Raw genomic sequence first — 23328 nt, forward strand, 5'->3', positions numbered from 1 at the left:
GCTAGACCACCTTGATCGTGTTCTGCCGCATCACGAGCTCCGGCGGCTCGGACGGGGTGCTGGCCAGGATCGTGTCGATCAGCCCTCTGTCCGGGGACAGCGAACAGACCGGGTCCGTCGCGCCCGCGTCGCCGGTCAGCAGGAACGCCTGGCAACGGCAGCCACCGAAGTCGATGCCCTTGCGCGAGCAGCCGCGGCACGGGTCGGGCAGCCAGTCCTCGCCGCGATAGGCGTTGAACGCCGCCGAGCGATACCAGATGTCCGCCAGGTTCCTCGACCGGACGTTGTCCAGCGTCAACGTGGTGATCGACGAGGCCGCCGGGCACGGCAGCACGTCGCCGTTCGGCGCCACCGTCAACTGCCGGGAACCCCAGCCGTACATACAGGGTTTGGGGTACGGCGAGTAGTAGTCCGCGACCACGTAGACGATCTGCATCGTGTCCCGCAGACGCTCGGTCGCGGCGCGCACGATCGGTTCGGCCTCGGCCAGTTGCTCGGCCGTGGGCATCAGCGCCGAGCGGTTGCGCAGGCCCCAGCCGTAGTACTGGGTGTTCGCCAGTTCCAGGCGATCGGCGCCCATCCGCTCGGCCAGCGCGATCAAGTCCGCGACCTGATGGTGGTTCGCGCGGTGCAGCACCACGTTCACGGTCAGCGGTATGTCGAGTTCCTTGACCGCTTGGGCGGCTTTGAGCTTGTGCGCATGGGCTTTGACGCCCGCGATCCGGTTCGCCGTCTCGGCGTCGGCGCCCTGGACGGACAGCTGCACGTGGGCGAGACCGCGATCGACCAGGTCCGTCAGGCGTTCCTCGGTCAGGCCGAGACCGCTGGTCACCAGGTTGACGTAACATCCGAGGTCTGCCGCTCTGCTCACGAGCACCGGCAAGTCGTGGCGGGCCAACGGTTCCCCGCCGGACAGGTGGACCTGTAGCACGCCCAGTTCCCGCGCCTGGCCGACGACGTCGAGCCATTCGTCCGTCGACAGTTCGTTCTCCCTGGTCACGAGCTCGATCGGGTTGGAGCAGTACGGGCAGTGCAGCGGGCACCGATGGGTCAGCTCGGCGAGCATGCCCAGTGGCGGCTGTGCTGTCGGCTGGTGGGCGGTCACTTCCATTCGACAACCCGCCGTTCTTCCAGCCGGGTCAGCACGTTCCGGACGTCTTCGACGCGGACGCCCTCGTACCTGCGGCCGAGCTCAGCGGCGATCTCGGCGACGGTGGCAACGCCGTCGCACAGTTCGAGCACCGCCGCGGCGGTCTTGTTGGGCACCAGAACGCCTTCGGGGAACAGCAGGACGTGCGTCTCGCGCGTCTTGTCGTACGTCAGCCGAACGCCACGGCGCAACCGTGGCGCGGAGTCCAGGCCGATCATGGACATCGGCTCACTCCTTCCTCGCCGCGCGCTCGACCGCGTCCAACATGGACCACAGCACGTCACACTTGAACGACAGAGCGGCGATGGCCTTCTCCTGCTCGGCACGGGTCCGGCAGTACTCGACCACGATGTCCGCTGTGGCCTGTCCCTCGCCGGACACCGCGTCGATCCGGTTGGTGAAGTACGCCAGGTCCTCACGGCGGATCCACGGGTAGTTCGCCAACATGTCGGCGACACGCTGGCGCATCAGGTGCCCGGAGAACATCTCGGTCAGGCCGGACGCGATCGCCTCGACCCACGGCTTGGTGCGTGCGAAGGTCACGTAAGCGTCGACGGCGAACCGCACGCCGGGCGCGACATGCCGCTCGTCGAGGACTTCTTCCCTGGTCAGGCCGACCGCTTCGCAGAGCCGCAGCCACCTCTCGCGTCCGCCTTCGCCCTCGGCCGCACCGTCGTGGTAGACGATCCTGGTCAGCCAGTCACGACGGATTCGTGGCACGGGACAGTTGCTGATGATCGCCGCGTCCTTCTGCGGCAGCATGCTCTGGTAGTACCAGCGGTTGGCCGCCCACGTGCGAAGCTCGAACTCCGACAGGCTGCCGTCGTGCAGTCTGCGGTGGAAGGGATGGGTTCCCCAGTAGCGGTGCGACAGGCCGCGTAAGGCCTCGACGAAGTCGCCGGCGGACAGCGGTGAGTCCGGAGTGGACATTGCGTTTCCTCCATGCGCGGGGGTGGAGGGGCGAGGGCCGCGGTAGGGCCGGCCCTCGCCCGTGGACCGGTCAGTCCATCCGTGCCGCGTAGGCCGTGATCTCCATCGGCGTTTCGTACTCGACGAAGTCCGGCGTGGTCCAGACCTCGCGCTCGGTGTTCTCGATCATCTGTGCACTCCTCGATTCCTCGGACGGTCCGGCATGGATCGTCACCAAAGGTTTGCGTCGTGCATCACGAGCGTAGGAGCTGAACGGCCGACAAGGCTAGGCCTCCCAGCGTTTCCGCACGGCGATCCCTGTCAATGGAGTACCGGCCCGCGATCCTGTCACCGAGTGTGACGCCAGTGATCGGATGTTTCCGGGCCGGGTCGGCCCGGTCGATCAGCGGGCCGCCGGGACGATCGCGGGCTCCTTGCCGGGGTACGACACCCTGATCTCGACAGCGTCGTTCGGCACTCGCAGTGCCTCGTGCACGTTCTCCAGCCACGCACCGTCCTTTGTGGTCCGATAGCTCAGCGTCGCACCCTTGGCCACCGCCAGCTTCCCGCTCTTGTCGGGCAAGGTGACCAGCACGGGCAGTGGGCTGCCCTTCTGTGTCGGGCCAAGTGAGTACACCTCGCCGTGCTTGCCCTCGGCGGTGATGGTCACCGCGTAGAGCCGGGTCGGTCCACTGTGGAGTGTCACGTGCTCGCTGATCACGTACTGCTGCGAAGCTGTCCCCGCCACCGAGACGTACCACGTGTGGGACCCGGAGAGATGGCGTTGCGCCGGGTCGATCACGTCCGTCTTCGCCAGTGCCTTCTGCCAGCGCTCGGACAGCCAGGGAGAGTCGTTCCAGTGCGCGGGTGGTTGCCCCGGCTGCGCCCACATCAGGTGGACCCCACCCTGTGCCGTGCCCCAGTCGAGGCCACTGTAGGTGTGCTTGAGCGCCAAGATCCGGGCCTCGTCGGCGTTGTAGGTGTCGACGATCTCGTCTTCGGTGACGCCGTCATTCGGGTCGCCCGCGATGACATTGCCGTCCATCGGGCCGGTGCCGGGCGGGAGTTCGGCCAGCAGCACGCCGTCCGCCTCGCGCATCGGGCGCCAATCCCGGTCCGCCAGGCCGTCCGGGTTGTCGTAGGTGACCTTGTCCGAGACGAACTGCGGCTGCTCGCCTTCCAGCGCGAGCACGACGCGGTCCTCCGGCCCGAACTTGTAGGCCTTGTCCTTGCCTTCGCGCGGCATGGGTTCGTCGAGGATCAGCAGTTCCAGCTCGCCGCTCCGCTGGCTGATGCCGACCAGCCCACGAACGGTCTCGTGGGTGGCGGTCTCCTGCATCACCACGGCCGCGCGGCCCGCGGGCGTGGTGCCCGCCCAGTACACATGCGGCTTCGTCACCACCTTGTCGACTGGTTCTCTGGGTTTGTCCTCCCACGCCTCGATCACCTCTTCGAGGAAGGCCGCGTCCTGGGCCAGATCGCCCCGAGTCGGCTTGGTCATCCTCGGGTCGGTCGCGACCTGCGTCGGCTCTGACAGGAACTGCCAGCCGGCGGACGCTGTCGTGCTGACGGCCGCGACGGCGACCAAGGTCGTGGCGGCGACGGTGATCCTGCGGACGCGCTGGCGCCGTACGCCGCCGCGCATCACGTCGGCCGTCAGCGTCGGGCGCGGTTCGAGCTCGACCGTCGCACCACGCAGCGCCGCCTTCAGTTCTTCCGTGTTCATGGCTTGCTCCTGATGTGCTCGTCCAGCAACTCCCGCAACCTGGTCAGGCCCCTCGATGTCTGGCTCTTGACCGTGCCGACGCTGCACCCCAGCGCGCAGGCCGTGTCCGCCTCGCTCAAGTCGTCGTAGAAGCGCAGTACGAGGACCGCGCGCATGCGTTCCGGCAGGCCGCCCAGAGCGCGCACGACCTCGTCGCGGTCGAGCACCTCTTTCTCCGGGCCGTTCACCGCCGTGTGCGTCGTGTCTGTGAGCGGTGTCTCATGTACGCGCCTGGATCGTCGGCGCCATCGGTTCGCCGACGCGTTCGCCAGCGCGGCCCTCGCGTACGCCTCCGGCTCGCCCTTGATCCGTTTCCACTTCGGGTACATCCGTTCGAGCACCTCTTGCAGCAGGTCCTCGGCGGCACCCCGGTCACCCGCGCAGAGCAGGTACGCCGTGCGCAGCAGCACCGCCGACCGGCCCGCCACGAACTGCTCGAAGTCACCCTTGTCAGGCACCCGGCAACCCCCTTAACGCCATCCTTGACCCGCTTCACACCGGGAGGGGCGTCGAGGTTGCGAACGCCTGCCGTTTAGACTGGCCGCCAAGGGGACACGAAGGAGAAACGCGTGGCCGAGATTTCCGTTGAACTTGTCGCCGTCGAGCGCCGGCTCTGGTCGGGCAAAGCGACGATGGTCATCGCGCAGACCATCGAGGGTGAGCTCGGTGTGCTGCCCGGCCACGAACCGCTGCTCGGCCAGCTCGTCGAGGGTGGTGTCGTCAAGATCCGCACGGTGGACGGCGACACGGTCATCGCCGCGGTGCAGGGCGGCTTCCTTTCCGTCACGGGTGACGGCGTCAGCATTCTCGCCGAGAACGCCGAGCTCGCCGACGAGATCGACATCGACCAGGCGCGGGCCGAGGTAGCCGCGGCCCAGGACGCGGACGAGCGGGCGAGAGCAGAGGCCCGAGTGCGCGCCGCCGGACAGACGGTCTGATCCGCGGGACTGGGCGGGAGCGGCCGTGGAGATCCTCTGGTTCATCGGAACGCTCCTGGCGGTCGCGGCCGCCACATTGATCTTGCTGGGTGTCCGCCGGGTCAGACTGATCCGGATGGGCGGCATCAACGTCGCCCTGCGTACGCACCTGGACAATCCGCGAGGCTGGCACCTCGGCGTGGCGCGGTATCACGGTGACGAGTTCACCTGGTACCGCGCGCTGAGCCTGCGTAACGGCCCGAACAGGATCATCCAGCGCGACGGCTTCGAGATCGACGACCGTCGTGAACCGGAAGCCCAAGAGCTCTACGGCGTGCCGAACGGCGCCGTCATCCTGCGCTGCCGCGCCGAACTGGACCCGCCGCGCAGCAAGCGCGCCTACGGCGGACCGGACACTCTCGTCGAGATCGCGATGACCCCGGACGCGCTGACCGGCTTCCTCTCCTGGCTGGAGTCGGCACCTCCCGGCCGCCGCCTCCCGTACGCCTCCTGAAAACCAGTCGTGAGCGTTTATCCGTGTTCTAACCCGGATAAACACTCACGAGGCTAGACCAGGGAAATCGCTGCGACGATGTTCGGGCCGGGGGCCGTCGCACCGGCGGCGGGCTCGACCGAGATCGCCAGTTTGGTGGCTCCCTGAGCCGGTGTCAGGTCGTTGGACGGGATCGCGCCGTTGGAGCTCGCCAAACTTCCCGCCGGGACAGGCGGACCGTCGTCGCGGACGTACCACAGCTGGTAGACCGACGTCCCAGACAACGGCGGCGCGTCCCGCAGCATTGTCACCATGGCGTTGCGGCTCGGCGAAAGGACCGCTGTCGCTGTGCCGCCGCCCTGTAGGTCGCCCTTGACCACCTTTGAGTCCGGCGCGCTCAACAACGCCTGGAGCCGGGAAAGCTCGGTCTGGCTTTGCGCCAGCTCGTCCTGAAGGTCGTTGTTCGTGACCATCCAGCCGACGCCCAGGCCCGCCGCGGCCAGGATGCTCGCCGCCGCGGCGAACACCGCGACACGCGAAGCCCGGCGCTTCGACCGCAGCCGGGCCGGCTCGTTGACGGAGAACGGCGGAAGCTGGCGGGTGTTGCCGATCGCCGCGTGCACCTTGTGCCACAGCTGCGGCGGCGGGACAGCGGCGGCCGCGGTGCCGAGGCGCACGGTGGTCTCCCGCAGTTCGGCGACTTCCTGGTGGCAGGCGGGGCATCCGGCCATGTGGTCCTCGAACGCCCGGCGCTCCATTTCGGACAGCGCGTCCAGCACGTAGGCACCCGTCAGGGTGTGCACATCGTTGTTCACGCCGTCACCCCCATGCAGTCACGCAGCCTGATCAGCCCGTCCCGCAATCGTGTTTTGACCGTGCCAAGGGGTGAGTCAAGCAGGTGCGCGACTTCCCGATAGGTGTAGCCCTGGTAGTACGCGAGCATGACCGACTCGCGTTGCAGATCGGTGAGTGTGCCGAGACATCGGCGGACCTGTTCGCGTTCCATCCGCCCGGCCACGACCTCGGTGACCTCGTCGAAGGGACGCGCGGTCTCGGCGCGTGCGGCACGGGTGTCCCGGTCACTGCTCGCCTGCGCGGAGCGGACCCGGTCGACGGCCTTGCGGTGCGCGATGGTCATCGCCCACGACTGCACCGAACCGCGGTCCGGGCTGTAGCGGGTCGCCGAACGCCACAGCTCGATGAAGACCTCCTGCGCGACCTCTTCCGACTGCGCGGGATCCCGCAGGACCCGCTGCACCAGGCCGAAAATCGGCGCCGAGAGGTGGCGGTAGAGCTGCTCGAAGGCGACTTCGTCCCCCCGGGCGACGCGCGGCAGCAAGTCATCCAGGGTGGCCGGTCGCGGCCCGCCGGGTTCCCGTGACCGCTGCGCCCGTTCCCGCATGCCCACCCCTCCTCGTACCTCAGCCCGCACGCCAGATGATTCGCATCCGGCGCACGAACGGATTGGTAGGAGAGGCTAGTGGTTCGTTTTGGCGCCGCGGGAGCGACTCAGTCGAGTCACCCCTGCGGCAAGTCTGACACCCAGTTCCCTGATGAACGCGCGCGGACCCGAGCTGCCCTCTCGAGGCAGCACCGTGGGGCTCACGCGGACGCGGACAGCCATTTCGACCTGCCAGGACGGGCCGGAACCCAGCACCCGTTGACCTTCGGGACGTCCCCGGGCTCGGGATCCGGCAGGGCCAGTAATTCCTTGACGACCTCGGCGGACGAGCCGCTGGCACGCCAGAAAACCTTGTACGGGAAGAAGATGTCCATCTCGTCACCCGGGATACGGGTGGCGTCGGCATCGTGCTCACCGTAGATCTGCACTACGTCGACCACGCCATGGTGGACACGCACGCCGACGACGGCGGCCACCTCCCCCGTGGCGTCGCGCGGGTGCGCGAAGCTGAACCCTCGGGCGATCAGCTCCCTGAGTTGCGCATCGAAGTCGTCCATGTCGCCACCTTCGTCAGAGTCACAACAGGACGTCGTCGAATTCGCCGTCCTTCGCACCCGCGAGGAAGGCGGCCATCTCGGCCCGCGTGTAGATCAGTGCGGGACCGTTGGGAAACCTGGAGTTGCGGACCGCGATCTCGCCAGACTCGAGCGTCGCGACCTCGACACAGTTACCGACCGCTCCGCTCATCCGGCTGCGTCGCCAATCGACGCCGCCTAGGCGGTCTGCGGAAACCCCGTTGTGTACAGCCGTCATGGAGTGCTCCCACCTTTTCCCCGACTTGCCCTGGCGGCGGCACGTCTGGATCTTCGTGCACAAGCAAGGTAGCACGGGCCGGTGCCCGTGCGCATGCACGTGCATCTGCACGTAATTCACACTTGGCCATCTCGACAGTGATCTTGGTGGATTTTGTCGACAGCGAGTAGTCGCTGGTCGCACACCGTGAGATCGATTGCATTCCTACGGCCCCGTACGGCCTAATTCGTGCCACACATAACCGTCGCGACTGCCGAACAATGATGACAGTCGGGCGTGTCGCGGGCGGACTCGGGGCCGTGATCGACGCGTCGCTGCCCGAACGTGCACACCCCTTGCACGGCTGACGTCGGCCTTTGGTTGGTCACGCCGCCATAACAGTCCGCGCGAACGGGCCGTTCGCACCGACTCGCCCCTTGTTTCCGCAGCTCACGGCCATCTTCACCGGTAGAATTGATGCTTGGGGAGTCCCCACCCCCTTGGGATGGGTGGGGGCTGGTCCGGGGATGTTGATCTTGGGGTTCGTCGGGGCTGATTTGGGCTGACCGGGTGGATGTGGTGGTGGTACGGCTTCCCGGCCGGGGTGCGAGGGCTTCGCGGCTGTGTGGAAGCGGTCCTTCGGGCTCACGCGCCAGGGCTGCACAAGACGCGGGGCCGTGTCGGCGGGCGAGGCCGGGTTACAGGTTCTTCAGGACTTTGGAGATCGTCCTGCGGGTTTGCTCCGGCGTCTCCGCTTCGACGACCAGGCGGTGTGCGGCCTTGTTGTAGACCTCGACCTCGTCGGTCTTGTCCAGGTAGAGCGCTCCGCAGAGGTGTTCGAGGTACACGATGTCCGGGAGTTCCGGTTCGGCGAACCGCAACAGCGTGAAGGGCGTCTCCGCGGCTGATCCGCCGAGTTCGAACGGCAGGATCTGCAGTGAGATGTTCGACATCCTGGTCAGGTCGAGCAGGTGCTCCAGTTGCTCACGCAGGACTTTGCGGCCGCCCATCTGGCGGTGGATGCACGCTTCCTCGATGACCGCCCACAGCCGGGGCGCCTGCGGCGAGGCCAGCAGTCGCTGCCGCTGCATTCGCAGGGTGACTCGCCGGTCGATCTCCTCCGGTGGGGCGTCGGGCCGGCCGCGGAGCATCACCGCGCGGGCGTACTGCTCGGTCTGCAGCAGGCCCGGGATGAACTGGACCTCGTAGGTCTGGATCCGGGAGGCCGACTCCTCGAGACCGACGAAGTCCTGGAACCAGTGCGGCATCAGGTCGTTGTAGCGCTGCCACCAGCCTGGCTGGTTCGACTCGCGGACCAGGCCGAGGAAGATCTCCCGGTCCGTCTCGTCGGTCACGCCGTAGAGCGTCAGCAGGTCCGCGACGTCGCGTTCCTTGAAGCTCACGCGGCCGAGTTCGACCCGGCTGATCTTCGAGCCGGAGCCGCGGATCGCGTAGCCGGCGTCCTCGCGTGAGATGCCCTTGGCCTCGCGCAACCGGCGCAACTGGCTGCCCAGCACCATCCGGCGTGCGGTGGGACCACTACCGGCGGGCTCACCCGTGGGCATGGTCACCTCCTCGCCGGTTCGCCCCTGCTGCTCGCAGCCACACACTCTAAGACCAAAAGGAACACAAAGCGCGCATGTCCCCGCTATTCGATTCCCGCACCACCCGGTTGCCACAGGACGTCACCGTCCGGGTTCGCCAGGCGACAGAGAATGAACAGCAGGTCCGACAGCCTGTTGAGGTACTTCGCGGCCAGCACGTTCGTCCGTTCGGCATCGACTTCGATCAACGCCCATGTCGCGCGCTCGGCTCGTCGCGTTACCGTCCGGGCCACGTGCAGGTAGGCCGCGCCGGGCGTTCCGCCAGGCAGGATGAACGACTCGAGCTTCGGCAGCCTGCCGTTGAACTCGTCGCACCAGCCTTCGAGACGGTCGATGTACGCCTGCTTGATCCGCAGCGGCTCGTACTTCGGGTTCTCGACGATCGGGTTGCACAGGTCGGCGCCCACGTCGAACAGATCGTTCTGCACGGTGCGCAGCACTGTGCCGATCTCGTCGGGCAGATCGCCCACCGCCACCGCGACACCGATCGCCGAGTTGGCTTCGTCGACGTCGGCGTACGCGGCCAGACGCGGGTCTGTCTTCGGCACGCGGGAGAAGTCGCCGAGTCCGGTCGTGCCGTCGTCGCCGACCCGGGTGTAGATGCGTGTGAGGTGCACGGCCATGGTCAGCACCTTATGTGACCCGGGCATGCCGGCGGGCCGCCCGAACGGCCTCGCACGCACCACTTTGTGACTGCGGAACGTCGAAAAACTGACGATCGGGCCAGATACTGGTCCTTAACTTTCCCGGCATCTAGAGTGATCGGCGACAGCTACCCGATGGGCTATGTTCGATGCTCGGCTGCGCAGGGAGCGTTGGACTTTGAGTACACGTGCGAGCGACGGGCCGTCCCTCAGACTGAGCCTCGACATGGCGCCGTCCGGCCCCATGAAGGTCAAGTCGGCGGCCGAGCAGCTGGTGGATCGGCTGATCACGGCGATCGCGCTCGGCGCGCTGCTGCCGGGGCAGAAACTCCCGCCGGAGCGGGAGTTCGCCGCCCGGCTCAACGTCAGCCGCACCACGTTGCGTGACGCGCTGCACCAGCTGGAATCCCTGGGCTACGTGGGCATCACGCGCGGCCGCAGCGGCGGCGTGCGGGTGCACAGCACGTGGGGTCCGGAGTCCGGGGCGCACATCCGCAGCATGCTGCTGCCGCGGTGGCAGCACCTGACCTGGCTGTTCGACCTCACCCGCTCGTTGCTGCCGATGATCGCCGGGATCGCGGCCGAACGGCGCGGGGACGAGCACATCCGCAAGATCTGGGCGGCGGTCGAGGCCTACGAGAAGGCCGAGGACCGCGACGTGATGCGGACGGCCGACCACACACTGCACTCCGCGGTCGCCGAGGCCACGGGCAACCCTTACTACGTGAGCATCGACTCGCAGCTGCGCATCCAGCTCACGTTCGGCACCGACTCGCTGCCGTACGACACCGAGATCCGCCAGCGCGCCCTGGACGACCACCGCCTGATCGCGCAGGCCATCGAGACCGGTGACGGCGCTCGTGCCTCGGAGCTGACCCTGCACCACTTCGTCGAGCTCGCCGAGAAGCCGATGTTGCGCCTGCGGCAGCGGGTCGAGGCGGCGGGAGCCTCCCAGTCCGAGTGACAATCGGACAGCCGTACGATTGTCGCCAATCCCAGGGTCTTCTCTTCAGGAGGGTGCGTGTCTGAGCACTTCCGGGTTCACGGCGGCGCGAGACTCGTCGGTGAGGTCGAGGTCGTCGGAGCCAAGAACAGTGTGCTCAAGCTGATGGCCGCGGCGTTGCTCGCGGAGGGCACGACCACGCTGACCAACTGCCCGCAGATCCTTGACGTGCCGTACATGGCCGACGTCCTGCGCAGCATCGGCTGTGAGGTGAGCGTCGACGGCGACACCGTCGTCATCACCACCCCGTCCAGGCTGAACCACAAACCGGACGCGGCGTCGATGGGCAAGCTGCGTGCGTCCGTGTGCGTGCTCGGCCCGCTCGTCGGCCGTTGCCGCCGTGCCGTCGTCGCGCTGCCGGGCGGTGACGCGATCGGTTCGCGTCCGCTGGACATGCACCAGAACGGCCTGCGTCAGCTCGGTGCCACGAGCGAGATCGAGCACGGCTCGGTCGTCGCCGAGGCCGAAGGCCTGCACGGTGCCCAGATCTGGCTGGACTTCCCGAGCATGGGCGCGACCGAGAACATCCTGATGGCCGCGGTCCTCGCGGACGGCACCACGGTGATCGACAACGCCGCGCGCGAGCCGGAGATCGTCGACCTGTGCACGATGCTCCAGCAGATGGGCGCCAAGATCGAGGGCGCGGGCACGTCGACGCTGACCGTGCACGGCGTCGAGTCGCTGCAACCGACCGAGCACCGCGTGATCGGTGACCGGATCGTCGGCGCGACCTGGGCCTTCGCCGCCGCCGTCACCCGAGGCGACCTGACCGTTCGTGGTGTCGACCCGCACCACCTCGACCTGGTGCTCGACAAGCTGCGTACCGCGGGCGCCGAGGTCACGGTCTACGACGACAAGGCCTTCCGCGTGGTGATGGCCGAACGCCCGAAGTCCGTCGACTTCGTCACGTTGCCGTACCCGGGCTTCGCCACGGACCTGCAGCCGTTCGCGATCGCGTTGTGCGCGGTGTCCGAGGGCACCGCGATGATCACCGAGAACCTCTTCGAGGCCCGCTTCCGGTTCGTCGAAGAGATGATGCGGCTCGGCGCGGACGCCCGGACCGACGGGCACCACGCGGTCATCCGCGGCCTGGAGAAGCTGTCGAGTGCGCCGGTCTGGGCATCGGACATCCGCGCGGGCGCGGGTCTCGTGCTCGCCGGGCTGTGCGCGGACGGCGTGACGGAGGTATGGGACGTGTTCCACATCGACCGCGGTTACCCGGGGTTCGTGGAGAACCTGAACCGGCTCGGCGCCCACGTCGAGCGCGTCACGGACGCGCCGACGCGTTAGACAGCGGACCAACAGGTTATCCACAGGCGGCGCATAGCTCGTGGCGCGAGCATGGTTGTCATGACCGAACCTGAACTGACCTACGAGGGCCGCCGCTTGCCCCGACCACACGACGAAGTGGTCGACCAGGGCCTCGGCTTCGACATCGCGACGCTCTTCAGCCGCCGCCGTGCCCTGCGTTTCCTCGGGCTCGGCGCGGCCGGCGCGGCACTGGCCGCCTGCACCACTCCCGGCACTGGCGGAGGGGCGGCGTCCACCACACCGACCGGCTCGAGCGGTTCGGCGGCGGTCGGTGAGATTCCGGAGGAAACGGCGGGGCCGTACCCGGGCGACGGCTCCAACGGCCCCGACGTGCTGGAACAGAGCGGTGTCGTGCGTAGCGACATCCGGTCCAGCTTCGGCGGGCCGAACGGCACGGCCGAAGGCGTGCCCATGACGCTGGAGTTGACGATCGCCGACCTGGCCAAGGGCGGCTCGCCGTTCGCCGGGGTGGCCGTGTACGTCTGGCAGTGCGACCGCGAGGGCCGTTATTCGATGTACTCGCAGGGCGTCCAGAACGAGAACTACCTGCGTGGCGTGCAGATCGCCGACGCCTCCGGCCGGGTCCGGTTCACCAGCGTCTTCCCCGCCTGCTACCCGGGACGCTGGCCGCACGTCCACTTCGAGGTCTACCCCGGCCAGGCGGCCATCACCGACGCGGACAAGGCGATCGCCACGTCCCAGGTCGCGCTGCCGCAGAACGTGTGCGAAACGGTGTACGCCCAGCCCGGCTACGAGCAGTCCGTGTCGAGCCTCCGGCGGGTGAGCCTGAGCAGTGACAACGTCTTCCGGGACGATTCGGGCGCGTCCCAGCTCGGGACCGTGACGGGCGACCTGGCCAGCGGTTACACCGTCGCGCTGACGGTCGGCGTGAACACCGCGACCTGACCGGCCGGCTTTCCCGAATTTGTGAGTCAGTCCACGATCTCGCGCGGTTACCAGCCAGTACCGTCAGGGAATCCCCGCGCTACGGAGGTTCTCATGCCGTACCCGACTGACCGCGAGCGTGACCGGCCGTGGGTCATGCGGACGTACGCCGGCCACTCGTCGGCGGCGGCCTCGAACGCCCTCTACCGCCGTAACCTCGCCAAGGGACAGACAGGCCTGTCGGTCGCGTTCGACCTGCCGACGCAGACGGGATACGACCCCGATCACGAACTTTCCCGTGGCGAGGTCGGCAAGGTCGGCGTGCCGATCAGTCACGTCGGCGACATGCGGCAGCTGTTCGACGGCATCCCGCTGGCCGAGGCCAACACCTCGATGACGATCAACGCGACGGCCATGTGGCTGCTCGCCCTGTACGTCGCGGTCGCCGAGGAACAAGGCGCTGACATCGCCAAGCTGACCGGCACGACGCAGAACGACATCATCAAGGAGTACCTGTCGCGCGGGACCTACGTCTTCCCGCCGGGACCGTCGCTGCGACTGATCACCGACATGGTGGCGTGGACGGTCACCAACGTGCCCAAGTGGAACCCGATCAACATCTGTAGCTACCACCTCCAGGAGGTCGGCGCCAACCCGGTGCAGGAGGTCGCGTACTCGATGTGCACCGCGATCGCGGTGCTCGACGCGGTCCGTGACTCCGGTCAGGTGCCGCAGGAGGAGTTCGGCTCGGTCGTCGCCCGGATGTCGTTCTTCGTCAACGCGGGTGTGCGGTTCATCGAGGAAATGTGCAAGATGCGGGCGTTCGCCGCGCTCTGGGACGAGATCACGCTGGAACGTTACGGCGTGCGGAACCCCAAGCACCGCCGGTTCCGGTACGGCGTGCAGGTCAACTCCCTCGGGCTGACCGAAGCCCAGCCGGAGAACAACGTCCAGCGGATCGTGCTGGAGATGCTCGCGGTTTCCCTGTCGCGCAACGCCCGCGCCCGCGCCATCCAGCTGCCCGCGTGGAACGAGGCGCTTGGCCTGCCCCGGCCGTGGGACCAGCAGTGGGCGCTGCGGATGCAGCAGGTGCTGGCCTACGAGACGGATCTGCTGGAATACGAGGACATCTTCGACGGCTCGCCGGTGATCGAGGCCAAAGTGGACGAGATCCTGCGCGGCGCCCGCGAGGAGATCGACCGCGTGCAGGCGATGGGCGGCGCGGTCGCCGCGGTCGAGAGCGGGTACATGAAGACCCAGCTGGTCGGCTCCCTTGCCGCGCGCAGGATGCGGATCGAGTCCGGCGAGGACGTCATCGTCGGCGTCAACCGGTTCGACACCACCGAGCCGTCGCCGTTGCAGGCCGAGGGCGCCAAGACCATCGAGCAGCTCGACCCCGCGGTCGAGAAGCAGGCGATCGCCGCGATCCAGCGCTGGCGCGCCGGTCGTGACCAGGCGAAAGTGGACGAGACACTGGGTGCCTTGCGGGCGGCCGCGAAGACCGATGTGAACCTCGTCACGGCGACGCTCGCCTGCGCCAAGGCCGGGGTGACCACTGGCGAATGGGCAGGCGCGCTGCGCGAGGTGTTCGGTGAGTACCGCGCGCCAACCGGGGTTTCCGGCGTGACGACCGGCGAAGCGGGGACGGAACTCGCCCAGGTCCGCGCCCGTGTGCGGCAGACCGGCGCCGAGCTGGGGGAGCGGCTGCGCATGCTGGTCGGCAAGCCCGGTCTCGACGGACATTCCAACGGAGCCGAGCAGGTCGCGGTCCGGGCCCGGGATGTGGGTTTCGAAGTCGTGTATCAGGGTATCCGGTTGACGCCGGACCAGATCGTGGCCGCCGCGGTGCAGGAGGGCGTCCACGTGGTCGGGCTGTCCGTGCTGTCCGGATCACATCTGGAGGTCGTGCCCGCGGTAGTCGAGGGCCTGCGTGCGGCCGGAGCCGACGACATTCCCGTTGTCGTCGGCGGTATCGTGCCGCCCGAAGACGCCAAAGCTTTGCTGGACAAGGGAATCGCTCGGGTCTTCACGCCGAAGGACTACGAGCTCACCGAGATCATGGCCGGAATCGTTGATCTGGTCAGGAAAACTCGCGGCCTGACCAGCTGAAACAGCGTCTGTCCACTTGAGATCGTGTTGACCTGGGTGGTCGAACCACCTACGGTCGGCGGGTGGCTTCTCGACGACTGCTGCTGCACGCCGCCGCCGCAGGCGCGCTTTCGCTCGCCTTGCCCGGCTGCACCAGGGTGGATCTCTCCGCAGAGCCGAATGGGGGTTCGCTGCTCGATCGGCTCAGACGGAAAGGCGAGGTGCGGATCGGCTTCGCCAACGAGGCGCCGTACAGCTTCATCAACTCCGAAGCGGAGCTGACCGGCGAGGCCGCCGAGGTCGCCAAGGTCGTGTTCAGCCGGCTCGGCGTGCCCAACCTGGTGCCGATCCCGTCCGAGTTCGGGTCGCTGATCGCCGGGCTGAAGGTCGGTCTGTTCGACGTGATCGGCGCGGGCATGTCGATCCTGCCCAAGCGCTGCGAGCAGGTCCTGTTCACCAATCCCGACTTCGTCGCGCCCGCGGCGTTCCTCGTGCCCAAGGGCAACCCGAAGGGCATCAGGACGTTCGCCGAGGTCGCACAGCAGAACCTGCGGCTGGGTGTGCTGATCGGCGCGACCGAGAAGGACTACGCGATCGCCAACGGCGTGCCGGAGAACCGGATCACCGCCTACCAGAACCAGCCGAGCGGCCTCGAAGCGGTGAACACCGGCCGGGAGGACGCGTTCTCGCTGACCTCGATCTCGCTGCGGGACATCCTGGCCAAGAACCCCGGCGCGCCGCTGGAGGTGACCACGCCGTTCGTGCCCGAAGTGGACGGTCGGCCGCAGTTCACCTCCGGCGGGTTCGCCTTCCTGCCGGATCAGGCCAACATCGTGGCCGCGTTCAACGAGGAGCTGGCCAAATTGAAGAAGTCCGGCGAGCTGCTGCGCATCCTGCGGCCGTTCGGCTTCACCGAGGCCGAGATGACGGACCTGACCGCGCGTGAGCTCTGCGCGGCACCGGAGGCCTGATGTCCAGCGCACAACTAGGCCTGCTGTTGTACGGTGCCTGGCAGACCATCCTGCTGACGCTCGGCGGGATGGCGTTGGCGCTGGTGATCGCGTTTCCGGTGGGGCTGGCGAGGGTCAGCCGCAACAAGTTCCTGCGTGCCGTCGGTTTCGTCTACGTGGAGTTGTTCCGTGGCGCGGCAGTGCTCGTGCTCGCGTTCTGGTTCGTCTACGCGTTGCCGTCACTGGGCTGGCAACTCGAACCGGCCTTCGCGGGCATCCTCGCGCTGGGACTGAACATGGGCGCGTACTCGAGTGAGGTCGTCCGTGGTGCGATCCAAGCCGTTCCGCCCGGCCAGGTCGAGGCGGCGACTGCGCTGAACTTCACGCCGTCACAAGGGATGCGGCGGGTCGTGCTGCCGCAGGCGGTCCGCGCGATGATCCCGTCGTTCGGCAACAACGTCATCGAGCAGCTCAAGGCGACGGCCGTGGTGGCGGTGGTATCCATTCCGGAACTGACGTTCAACGGTCAGCTGATCTGGAGCGGCAACGGCCGTGCCGCGGCGGTCTTCGGCGGGTTGCTGATCGGGTACGGCATCATGGCGTTGGTCTTCATGACGATGGTGCGGCTGATCGAGCGAAAGGTCGCGTGGTCGTGAACTTCGATTGGAACTACGCGCTCGACATCCTGCCGCTGCTGCTGGACGGCCTGCTGACGGCGTTGATCGCCACCGTGGTCGGCTATGTCGCCGCGTTGGTGCTCGGGCTGGTCTTCGCGCTGGCCCGCCGCAGCAGCAAGCGGTGGATCTGCCTGCCGGTCGGCTTCTTCGTGGAGTTCATCCGCGGCACGCCCCTGCTGATCCAGCTGTTCTTCCTGTTCTTCGTGTTGCCGCAACTGGGTTTGGCGTTGTCACCGCTCGCCGCGGGCATCGTCGGGCTCGGGCTGCACTACGCGACGTACACCTCGGAGGTGTACCGGGCCGGGATCGAAGGCGTCCCGCCGGGACAGTGGGACGCCGCCGTCGCACTGCACCTGCCACGCCGTCGCGTGTGGACGAGCGTGATCCTTCCGCAGGCGGTGCCGCGATCGATCCCGGCGCTGACGAACTACTCCATCGCGCTGTTCAAGGACGTCCCGCAGCTGGTGGCGATCACCGTCGCCGAGCCCTTCACCGTGGGGCGCGCGATCATCGCGGAGACCTTCCGCCCGTTCGAGCCGATCACCATGGCCGGCTTGCTCTACCTGGCAGTCGCGCTCGTCCTGTCCTATCTGGGCAGGATCGTGGAGCGCCGGTACAAGGGGATGGCGACAGCATGAGCTTCATCGACTTCCATCAGGTCAGCAAACGTTTCGGCGACAACGTTGTGCTCGACGACCTGTCGTTCGGCGTGGCCAACGGCGAACGCGTCACGCTGATCGGGCCGAGCGGATCGGGCAAGACCACGATCCTGCGGATGCTGATGACGCTGACCAAGCCGGACTCCGGCACGATCGCGATCGACGACGAGTACCTGTGGCACGAGCGGCGCGGCGACGAGCTCGTCCCGGCAGGCGAGGCGCACACCCGCAAGGTCCGCAGCCGGGTCACCATGGTGTTCCAGCAGTTCAACCTGTTCCCGAACATGAAGGTGCTCCGCAACATCACCGAGGCGCCGGTGCACGTCCTGGGCACGCCGAAGGACGAGGCCGAGGCACGGGCTCGCGACCTGCTGGAGATGGTCGGCCTGCAGAGCAAGGCGGACTTCTACCCGTCCCAGCTGTCCGGCGGCCAGCAGCAGCGGGTCGCCATCGCGCGGGCGCTGGCCGTGGAACCGGACATCCTGCTGCTCGACGAGGTCACCTCCGCGCTCGATCCGGAGATCGCCGCGGAGGTGCTCGACGTGCTGCGGGACGTGGCCAAGACGAGTGACGTGACGATGCTGCTGGTCACGCACGCGATGCGGTTCGCGCGGGACGTCTCCAACCGGGTGCTGATGTTCAACGAGGGCAAGATCATCGAGGACGCCCCGCCCGAGCAGATGTTCAACGAGCCCCAGCACGAGCGCACCCGGGGCTTCCTGCGGTCCGTCCTCGAGGAAGTATGAGAAGGTTACTGGCCGGTAGTCCGAACCGCCGGTGGTCACCGGCCCGTATGTCCCTTGCCCGGTAAGGGAAGGAAGGGCGGGACAATGGCCGATGTTGGTACGTTCGGACTACCGGAACACGTCGGCGGGAGTGAGTCCGACGTCCGGCTGGCCGGCGAGTTGATCACGGCGTGGCGGACGGACGGCATGGCCCGGATCTCCTGCGACCGGTGGCAGGCCCGCAAGGTGCGGGACGCCGTCGAGGCGAGCGGAGGGGTGTTCCGGCAGCCCGCCCACCTCAAGTCCCGCTGCGTGAGCGACCTGACCTACGCCGGGTACTCCGCGGCGGGCGCCGTGGAGACGTTCGCGATCTTCCCGGACGTGCCGCGCGAGGACGTGCGGGTCGGCGCGCACTGGCCAGGCCACGGTCCCGTGCCGTGGCCGAGCATGGAGTACCGGCGCACGATGCGGCTGTTCACCGACGAACTCGGCCGGATCGGCGAGAAGCTCATGCGCCTGGTGTCGATCGGCCTCGAGCTGCCGGACTTCGAGACGCTGCCCGCGCTGACCGAGGACGGCTGGCACCACATGTTCGTCCAGCGGTTCCCGTCGGGAACGCACGAGCTCAGCTCGCACGGCCTGCTGATGATCACGGTCGAGGACGGCACGCTGACGGCCACGCCCGGCGAGCTGATGGAGTTCCTGACCGGCGGACGGCTGCGGACGACCTCGCTCGAGGCGCTGGTCCACACGGACAACGAGCTGGTCATGACGTACTTCCACGAGCCGGCGTTCGACGCGGGCCTGCGGCCGGTGCTGGACCCGGCGCACGACTACGTCCACTACGGCACGTACCTCACGGACGTTTTCATGCGGCGGTACCCACAACGCGTGACGACCCAGCGGATCAAGGCTGAGGACCGGCTGTCGGTGTTGGCGACGCTGTCGAGGCGGGCTAGCGTCGACGCATGACCGACTACGAGCACATCCTGGTCAAGACCGAAGGGGACACCGTCCGGATCACCATGAACCGGGCGTCCCGGCGCAATTCGCTGTCCTCGGAGCACCTGGCCGAGCTGCTGTCGGCGTTTCGGGCGGCGGGCTCTTCCGACGCCACGGGGATCGTGCTCGGTGGTGCCGGGCCGGTCTTCTCGGCCGGTCATGACTTCGCTGACGTGGCCTCGCGGGATCTGGTGGGCGTGCGCGCGCTGCTCCAGTTGTGCACGGACCTGATGCGCACGATCCAGTCGGTTCCCCAGGTCGTGATCGCCCGTGTGCACGGCTTGGCGACCGCGGCGGGCTGCCAGCTCGTGGCTTCGTGCGACCTCGCCGTGGCCGCGTCGTCCGCGGGATTCGCCTTGCCGGGCGGAAAAGGCGGGTGGTTCTGCCACACCCCGGCCGTCCCGGTGGCGCGGACCATCGGCCGTAAGCGCCTGATGGAAATGGTGCTGACCGGCGACACGGTGCCCGCGGCGGTGGCGCTGGAGTGGGGTCTGGTCAACGAAGTGGTGCCGGACGCCGAACTGGACTCCGCGGTGGACGCCCTGCTGGCCAGGGCGACCCGGGGAAGCCGGGCCAGCAAGGCGTTGGGCAAGCAGACGATCTACGCGCAGCTCGACCGTCCCGAGGCGGACGCGTACACGATCGCCTTGGAGGTCATGGCCGCGGCGGCACAGCTGCCGGGCGCGCGGGAGGGAATGGCTTCGTTCCTGGAGAAGCGCAAGCCGGTCTGGCCCGACTAGGGTTTCCTGGCGCGGAACCGGAACCGCGTCTCGGTCGCGGTGACCGTGACGTCCTGGAAGCCCACGGCTTCGAGCCGGCGCGGAAGCGTGCCGGGATCGACGACGACCATCGTGTCGAGCAGGTGGATGAGCCGGAACCGGAGATTCGGCCTGCTGTCCAGCCCGACGAACAGGCCTTGCGGCTGGAGAACCCGGAACGTCTCCCGGAAAAGCCGGTCCTGGTGCTCGGGCGAGGGCACGTGGTGCAGCATCGTGAAGCATGTGACGGCGCTGAAACGGTTGTCCGGCAACGGAAGTCGTGCGCCGTCGCCTTCGATGACGTGCACCGTCGGGAACTGCTCGGTGAGCAGCCGCGCGGACGCGGGATCGACCTCGACCGCGGTGAGGTTCGGCACGGACTTGACCAGAACCCGCGTGGTGGCCCCGAATCCGGGCCCGATCTCCAGGACGTCGTCGCCGAGGTCCACGCCGTCGAGCGTCCACGGCATGAGCGTGTCGCGGACGTTCCGGACCCAGGCGTCCGACCGGCAGAGTTTGCGGTGGATCAGGTTCATCGGCATGGGAGACGACGCTATTTCGCCGGCGGAACGTCCGCTACGAACTAGACTGCCAAGATATGTCGCGAACCGGACACAGCATCCTGGTGGGCAGCACGATGCTGATGCCCGGGTTCCGCTTCGACTGGCACGAACACCCGGCGCACCAGCTGAACTGGGCCGAGGACGGCGCACTGACGATCGGAACGGCCTTCGGGACGTGGATTCTCCCGCCCAGCCGTGCGCTCTGGATTCCCGCGGGCGTCCGGCACACGACAGGATCGAGCCGGTCGGCGACGCACATGCGCAGCCTGCTGATCACGGCGGATCTCGTGCCTTGGCAGGTCCCGACCGTGATCCGCGTGGGGCCACTGCTCGGCCCGTTGCTGTCGTATCTGGCTTCCCCGCTGGAGCCCGCGCCCCGCGCCCGGGCCGAGGCGCTGCTGCAGGACCTGCTGGAACCCGTGCCCACGACTCCCATCGAACTGCCCATGCCGTCGTCGGACCGCACAGCCCGGATCGCTTCGTCCTTGCAGGCCGACCCCGCCGATCCCCGCACCCTCGCCGACTGGGGCCGGACCGTCGGAGCGAGTTCGCGGACCCTGGCCCGCCTCTTCGTGGCCGAGACCGGCCTGGGCTTCGCCGAATGGCGTACGCGCCTGCGGCTCACCCATGCCCTCGGCTTGTTGGCTTCGGGCACGTCCGTCACCGCCACTGCCCACATGGTCGGTTATTCGACGCCTTCCGCCTTCGTGTCCGCCTTCCGCCGCGTCACCGGCACGTCCCCGGCCCGGTATTTCACCGCGGAATGATGTCGGCAAGGTCGTGAGTGTTTATCAGGGTTAGAACACGGATAAACACTCACGAGGGTGAGTCCGGTCAGAAGAGCCGGAACTCGTCGGACTCCATGCCGCGCAACGCGTCGTAGTCCAGCACGACGCAGCGGATGCCACGGTCCTCGGCCAGGGTTCTGGCCTGTGGCTTGATCTGCTGGGCGGCGAACACGCCCTTCACCGGGGCCAGCAGCGGGTCGCGGTTCAACAGCTCCAGGTACCTGGTCAGCTGCTCGACGCCGTCGATCTCGCCGCGGCGCTTGATCTCCACGGCGACCGAGCCGCCGTCGGCGTCGCGGCACATCAGGTCGACCGGGCCGATCGCGGTGGGGAACTCGCGGCGCACCAGGACCCAGCCGTCGCCGAGGGTGGTGACGTGCTCGGCGAGCAGTTCCTGGAGGTGGGCCTCGACGCCGTCCTTGATCAGGCCGGGGTCGATGCCGAGGTCGTGCTTGGAGTCGTGCTGGACTTCCTCGATGGTGATGATCAGCTTCTCGCCGCCCTTGTTCTGGACGGTCCAGAGGCCTTCCTCCTCGGTCAGCCAGCAGGGCGGGCTCATCCAGTTCAGCGGCTTGTAGGAACCGCCGTCGGAGTGCACGAGGACGGAACCGTCCGCCTTGACCATCAGCAGCCGCGGGGCCATCGGGAGATGCGCGGTCAGCCGTCCGACGTAGTCAACCTGGCAGCGAGCTATTACTAGACGCACCGGGGCAGGGTATACGTCACCTTGGCCTGACACGATTGGACCATGCAGACGCTCAACACCCGGCAGGTGTACGAGAACCCGTGGATGCGGCTCCGCGAGGACAAAATCCGCCGTGCCGACGGTTCGGACGGCATTTACGCGGTCGTCGACAAGCCGACGTACGCCCTGGTCGTCCCGCTCGACGGCGACCGTCTCCACATGGTCGAGCAGTTCCGCTACCCCCTGGGCATCCGCCGCTGGGAGTTTCCCCAGGGCACGGCGCCCGACCGGGCCGACCTCGAACCGCGTGAGCTGGCGGCACGGGAACTGCGTGAGGAGACCGGGCTGCGCGCGGGCCAGATGGTCGAGCTCGGCATGCTGGACGTGGCGCCGGGCCTGTCCAGCCAGCGCGGTCACATCTTCCTCGCCACCGAACTGGTCGAAGGACCCCATGAGCGTGAGCACGAGGAGCAGGACATGCGGACAGGGTGGTTCGACCGCAAGGAGTTCGAGGCGATGATCCAGCGCCAGGAGATCACCGACGCCCAGACGGTCGCCGCGTACACCATGCTGATGATGTACGAGCGCCGTTGACGTTCAGTTCGGCGTGATGCGCCTCTCAGGCGGGAAGTTTGGTCCACGCCTCAGCCGCGACAATGCGGAGTGCCGCGCAGGCGGCCTCCGTGTTGCCGGCGGGCAACCGGACGAGCACCTGGGCCAGCTCACGGCCAGTGCCGTGCTTCAGTTCCGCGACACACACAGACCGGCCGGCCACGTTCACCGGGTAGACGCCGGTTTGCCTGCCTGCGATGGTTTCCTGCCGCACCTCGGGCGCTGTGGCGGGCGTGCCCAACACGAATCGCACGGTCAGCGAAGGCACCATCGCCAGGCCCCAGCGGCATTGGTGCTGCCCCGGGTAGCTGATCACCTCGCCCGTGGGTAGTCCCGGCACCTGGGCCAGGGCCACGGTCACCACCTTGCACGGGTCCACCCGGCCGAGTGACGAGGCGGGGAACGTGAAGTGCGTGACCTTCCTGGCAGCCACGTTCTCGGCGATCGTGGTCGTTGTCTTCTCGGTGATGGAGCACAGCTGTGGGACGGACGCGCCAGGCGATTCGTACGTGTCGGCCGACACAATCATGGTCACGTTGTCGCTGAACAGAATGTATCGCGCGCAACGGTCCTTGGCGGGATTCTCCTCGAAGACACGCAACGCGCCGACCGGCTCGATCTCCTTGGCCCGCAACTCACCCCGCACCCGCTCCAGCAGTCCAAAACGGACGGCCACTGTGGTGCTGCCCAGCGGCAGCTTCAGCCAGCAGTAGTCGTACGACTCCTGCTCGGTCTGCTGTGGCGTGCCGAACTGGGACAAGGCGGCGGGATCGAGCAGGCTGCACGGGTCGAGCGTGTTCGCCGTACCCAGCAAGTCCGTCGAGGTGGACGAGACGCGTTTCGGTGGTGCGTAAGCGGGATCGGGTAACGCCGCACCGCCTACCTGAGTGGTGCACCCCGACACCAGGAACCCTACGATGAGCACAGCCCACCGCGACCACCCCAT

At 67.8% G+C, this 23328-nt stretch carries 29 protein-coding genes; 14 read left to right on the forward strand and 15 right to left on the reverse strand.

What is annotated here, in order from left to right:
• Position 1: 1 nt before the first annotated feature.
• From pqqE to GC106_RS38055, 6 genes are all read right to left on the reverse strand, one after another.
• Complete coding sequence (gene pqqE, locus GC106_RS38030; protein WP_173140619.1) at positions 2 to 1111, reverse strand: pyrroloquinoline quinone biosynthesis protein PqqE; 1110 nt, start codon at positions 1109 to 1111, stop codon at positions 2 to 4.
• Entirely contained in the window at positions 1102 to 1368 is a 267-nt protein-coding gene (gene pqqD / locus GC106_RS38035) for a pyrroloquinoline quinone biosynthesis peptide chaperone PqqD (RefSeq protein ID WP_376777810.1), read from the reverse strand. The genes pqqE and pqqD overlap by 10 nt, the downstream gene beginning before the upstream one ends.
• A 10-nt stretch (positions 1369 to 1378) precedes the next feature.
• Positions 1379 to 2080, reverse strand: a complete 702-nt coding sequence (gene pqqC / locus GC106_RS38040) for a pyrroloquinoline-quinone synthase PqqC (RefSeq protein WP_173140623.1) — start codon at positions 2078 to 2080, stop codon at positions 1379 to 1381.
• A gap of 70 nt (positions 2081 to 2150) precedes the next feature.
• Positions 2151 to 2249, reverse strand: a complete 99-nt coding sequence (gene pqqA / locus GC106_RS38045; RefSeq protein ID WP_173140625.1) for a pyrroloquinoline quinone precursor peptide PqqA — start codon at positions 2247 to 2249, stop codon at positions 2151 to 2153.
• 213 nt (positions 2250 to 2462) lie between these two features.
• A complete protein-coding gene (locus tag GC106_RS38050; RefSeq protein WP_173140627.1) occupies positions 2463 to 3785 on the reverse strand; it encodes a hypothetical protein in 1323 nt (440 codons plus the stop codon).
• Complete coding sequence (locus GC106_RS38055; protein WP_173140629.1) at positions 3782 to 4282, reverse strand: SigE family RNA polymerase sigma factor; 501 nt, start codon at positions 4280 to 4282, stop codon at positions 3782 to 3784. The genes GC106_RS38050 and GC106_RS38055 overlap by 4 nt, the downstream gene beginning before the upstream one ends.
• Before the next feature lie 111 nt (positions 4283 to 4393).
• Between GC106_RS38055 and GC106_RS38060 the strand changes: the two genes are divergently transcribed.
• Together GC106_RS38060 and GC106_RS38065 are read left to right on the forward strand one after the other, a co-directional pair.
• Positions 4394 to 4762, forward strand: coding sequence for a F0F1 ATP synthase subunit epsilon (locus tag GC106_RS38060; RefSeq protein ID WP_173140631.1), 369 nt, complete (start codon positions 4394 to 4396; stop codon positions 4760 to 4762).
• 25 nt (positions 4763 to 4787) lie between these two features.
• Positions 4788 to 5255: a DUF2550 domain-containing protein gene (locus GC106_RS38065; protein ID WP_312873210.1), complete on the forward strand. Its 468-nt coding sequence runs from the start codon at positions 4788 to 4790 to the stop codon at positions 5253 to 5255.
• Between the two features lie 53 nt (positions 5256 to 5308).
• Here the strand turns inward: GC106_RS38065 and GC106_RS38070 are convergent, their stop codons facing one another.
• The 6 genes from GC106_RS38070 to GC106_RS38095 all read right to left on the reverse strand — a co-directional run bounded on the left by GC106_RS38070 (position 5309) and on the right by GC106_RS38095 (position 9655).
• Complete coding sequence (locus GC106_RS38070) at positions 5309 to 6049, reverse strand: anti-sigma factor (RefSeq protein WP_173140633.1); 741 nt, start codon at positions 6047 to 6049, stop codon at positions 5309 to 5311.
• A complete protein-coding gene (sigK, locus tag GC106_RS38075) occupies positions 6046 to 6636 on the reverse strand; it encodes an ECF RNA polymerase sigma factor SigK (protein ID WP_173140635.1) in 591 nt (196 codons plus the stop codon). The genes GC106_RS38070 and sigK overlap by 4 nt, the downstream gene beginning before the upstream one ends.
• A gap of 200 nt (positions 6637 to 6836) precedes the next feature.
• A complete protein-coding gene (locus tag GC106_RS38080; RefSeq protein ID WP_173140637.1) occupies positions 6837 to 7193 on the reverse strand; it encodes a hypothetical protein in 357 nt (118 codons plus the stop codon).
• A 19-nt stretch (positions 7194 to 7212) separates the two neighbouring features.
• Positions 7213 to 7449, reverse strand: coding sequence for a DUF397 domain-containing protein (locus GC106_RS38085; RefSeq protein WP_037268232.1), 237 nt, complete (start codon positions 7447 to 7449; stop codon positions 7213 to 7215).
• 677 nt (positions 7450 to 8126) lie between these two features.
• Positions 8127 to 8993: a Sco1979 family transcriptional regulator gene (locus GC106_RS38090; RefSeq protein ID WP_246367772.1), complete on the reverse strand. Its 867-nt coding sequence runs from the start codon at positions 8991 to 8993 to the stop codon at positions 8127 to 8129.
• A gap of 83 nt (positions 8994 to 9076) precedes the next feature.
• Positions 9077 to 9655, reverse strand: coding sequence for a cob(I)yrinic acid a,c-diamide adenosyltransferase (locus tag GC106_RS38095; RefSeq protein ID WP_173140639.1), 579 nt, complete (start codon positions 9653 to 9655; stop codon positions 9077 to 9079).
• Positions 9656 to 9854: 199 nt separating this feature from the next.
• Between GC106_RS38095 and GC106_RS38100 the strand changes: the two genes are divergently transcribed.
• The 10 genes from GC106_RS38100 to GC106_RS38145 all read left to right on the forward strand — a co-directional run bounded on the left by GC106_RS38100 (position 9855) and on the right by GC106_RS38145 (position 19716).
• Positions 9855 to 10640: a FadR/GntR family transcriptional regulator gene (locus GC106_RS38100; RefSeq protein ID WP_173140641.1), complete on the forward strand. Its 786-nt coding sequence runs from the start codon at positions 9855 to 9857 to the stop codon at positions 10638 to 10640.
• A gap of 57 nt (positions 10641 to 10697) precedes the next feature.
• Positions 10698 to 11969 carry a UDP-N-acetylglucosamine 1-carboxyvinyltransferase gene (murA, locus tag GC106_RS38105; RefSeq protein ID WP_173140643.1) on the forward strand — a complete coding sequence of 424 codons (1272 nt, stop codon included), beginning with the start codon at positions 10698 to 10700 and terminating at the stop codon, positions 11967 to 11969.
• 60 nt (positions 11970 to 12029) lie between these two features.
• Positions 12030 to 12896 (forward strand): dioxygenase family protein, encoded by an 867-nt coding sequence (locus GC106_RS38110; protein WP_173140645.1) that lies wholly within the window; start codon positions 12030 to 12032, stop codon positions 12894 to 12896.
• Positions 12897 to 12989: 93 nt separating this feature from the next.
• Complete coding sequence (locus GC106_RS38115) at positions 12990 to 14984, forward strand: ethylmalonyl-CoA mutase (RefSeq protein WP_173140647.1); 1995 nt, start codon at positions 12990 to 12992, stop codon at positions 14982 to 14984.
• A 62-nt stretch (positions 14985 to 15046) separates the two neighbouring features.
• On the forward strand, positions 15047 to 15934 hold the full coding sequence (ehuB, locus tag GC106_RS38120; RefSeq protein ID WP_312873212.1) for an ectoine/hydroxyectoine ABC transporter substrate-binding protein EhuB: 888 nt from the start codon (positions 15047 to 15049) through the stop codon (positions 15932 to 15934).
• Positions 15934 to 16569, forward strand: a complete 636-nt coding sequence (ehuC, locus tag GC106_RS38125) for an ectoine/hydroxyectoine ABC transporter permease subunit EhuC (protein ID WP_246367774.1) — start codon at positions 15934 to 15936, stop codon at positions 16567 to 16569. The genes ehuB and ehuC overlap by 1 nt, the downstream gene beginning before the upstream one ends.
• A complete protein-coding gene (gene ehuD, locus GC106_RS38130; protein WP_173140649.1) occupies positions 16566 to 17228 on the forward strand; it encodes an ectoine/hydroxyectoine ABC transporter permease subunit EhuD in 663 nt (220 codons plus the stop codon). Before ehuC ends, ehuD begins: the two co-directional genes overlap by 4 nt.
• Positions 17225 to 17995, forward strand: coding sequence for an ectoine/hydroxyectoine ABC transporter ATP-binding protein EhuA (gene ehuA, locus GC106_RS38135; RefSeq protein ID WP_173140651.1), 771 nt, complete (start codon positions 17225 to 17227; stop codon positions 17993 to 17995). The genes ehuD and ehuA overlap by 4 nt, the downstream gene beginning before the upstream one ends.
• A gap of 84 nt (positions 17996 to 18079) precedes the next feature.
• Positions 18080 to 18946, forward strand: coding sequence for an isopenicillin N synthase family oxygenase (locus tag GC106_RS38140; RefSeq protein WP_173140653.1), 867 nt, complete (start codon positions 18080 to 18082; stop codon positions 18944 to 18946).
• Positions 18943 to 19716 carry an enoyl-CoA hydratase-related protein gene (locus GC106_RS38145; protein ID WP_173140655.1) on the forward strand — a complete coding sequence of 258 codons (774 nt, stop codon included), beginning with the start codon at positions 18943 to 18945 and terminating at the stop codon, positions 19714 to 19716. Before GC106_RS38140 ends, GC106_RS38145 begins: the two co-directional genes overlap by 4 nt.
• Here the strand turns inward: GC106_RS38145 and GC106_RS38150 are convergent.
• On the reverse strand, positions 19713 to 20276 hold the full coding sequence (locus GC106_RS38150; RefSeq protein ID WP_173140657.1) for a class I SAM-dependent methyltransferase: 564 nt from the start codon (positions 20274 to 20276) through the stop codon (positions 19713 to 19715). The genes GC106_RS38145 and GC106_RS38150 overlap by 4 nt on opposite strands.
• Before the next feature lie 56 nt (positions 20277 to 20332).
• Here GC106_RS38150 and GC106_RS38155 point away from each other — a divergent pair, with 56 nt between their 5' ends.
• Complete coding sequence (locus GC106_RS38155; protein ID WP_173140659.1) at positions 20333 to 21064, forward strand: AraC family transcriptional regulator; 732 nt, start codon at positions 20333 to 20335, stop codon at positions 21062 to 21064.
• Positions 21065 to 21131: 67 nt separating this feature from the next.
• Here the strand turns inward: GC106_RS38155 and nucS are convergent, their stop codons facing one another.
• Positions 21132 to 21791 (reverse strand): endonuclease NucS, encoded by a 660-nt coding sequence (gene nucS, locus GC106_RS38160; RefSeq protein ID WP_173140661.1) that lies wholly within the window; start codon positions 21789 to 21791, stop codon positions 21132 to 21134.
• 42 nt (positions 21792 to 21833) lie between these two features.
• Here nucS and GC106_RS38165 point away from each other — a divergent pair, with 42 nt between their 5' ends.
• Complete coding sequence (locus GC106_RS38165) at positions 21834 to 22364, forward strand: NUDIX domain-containing protein (RefSeq protein ID WP_173140662.1); 531 nt, start codon at positions 21834 to 21836, stop codon at positions 22362 to 22364.
• 25 nt (positions 22365 to 22389) lie between these two features.
• On the opposite strand, the gene GC106_RS38170 is transcribed toward GC106_RS38165, so the two are convergent.
• Positions 22390 to 23328 (reverse strand): DUF3558 domain-containing protein, encoded by a 939-nt coding sequence (locus tag GC106_RS38170; RefSeq protein WP_173140664.1) that lies wholly within the window; start codon positions 23326 to 23328, stop codon positions 22390 to 22392.

Origin of the sequence: Kibdelosporangium persicum (genome assembly GCF_013280595.1) — a bacterium.
Classification (GTDB): domain Bacteria; phylum Actinomycetota; class Actinomycetes; order Mycobacteriales; family Pseudonocardiaceae; genus Kibdelosporangium; species Kibdelosporangium persicum.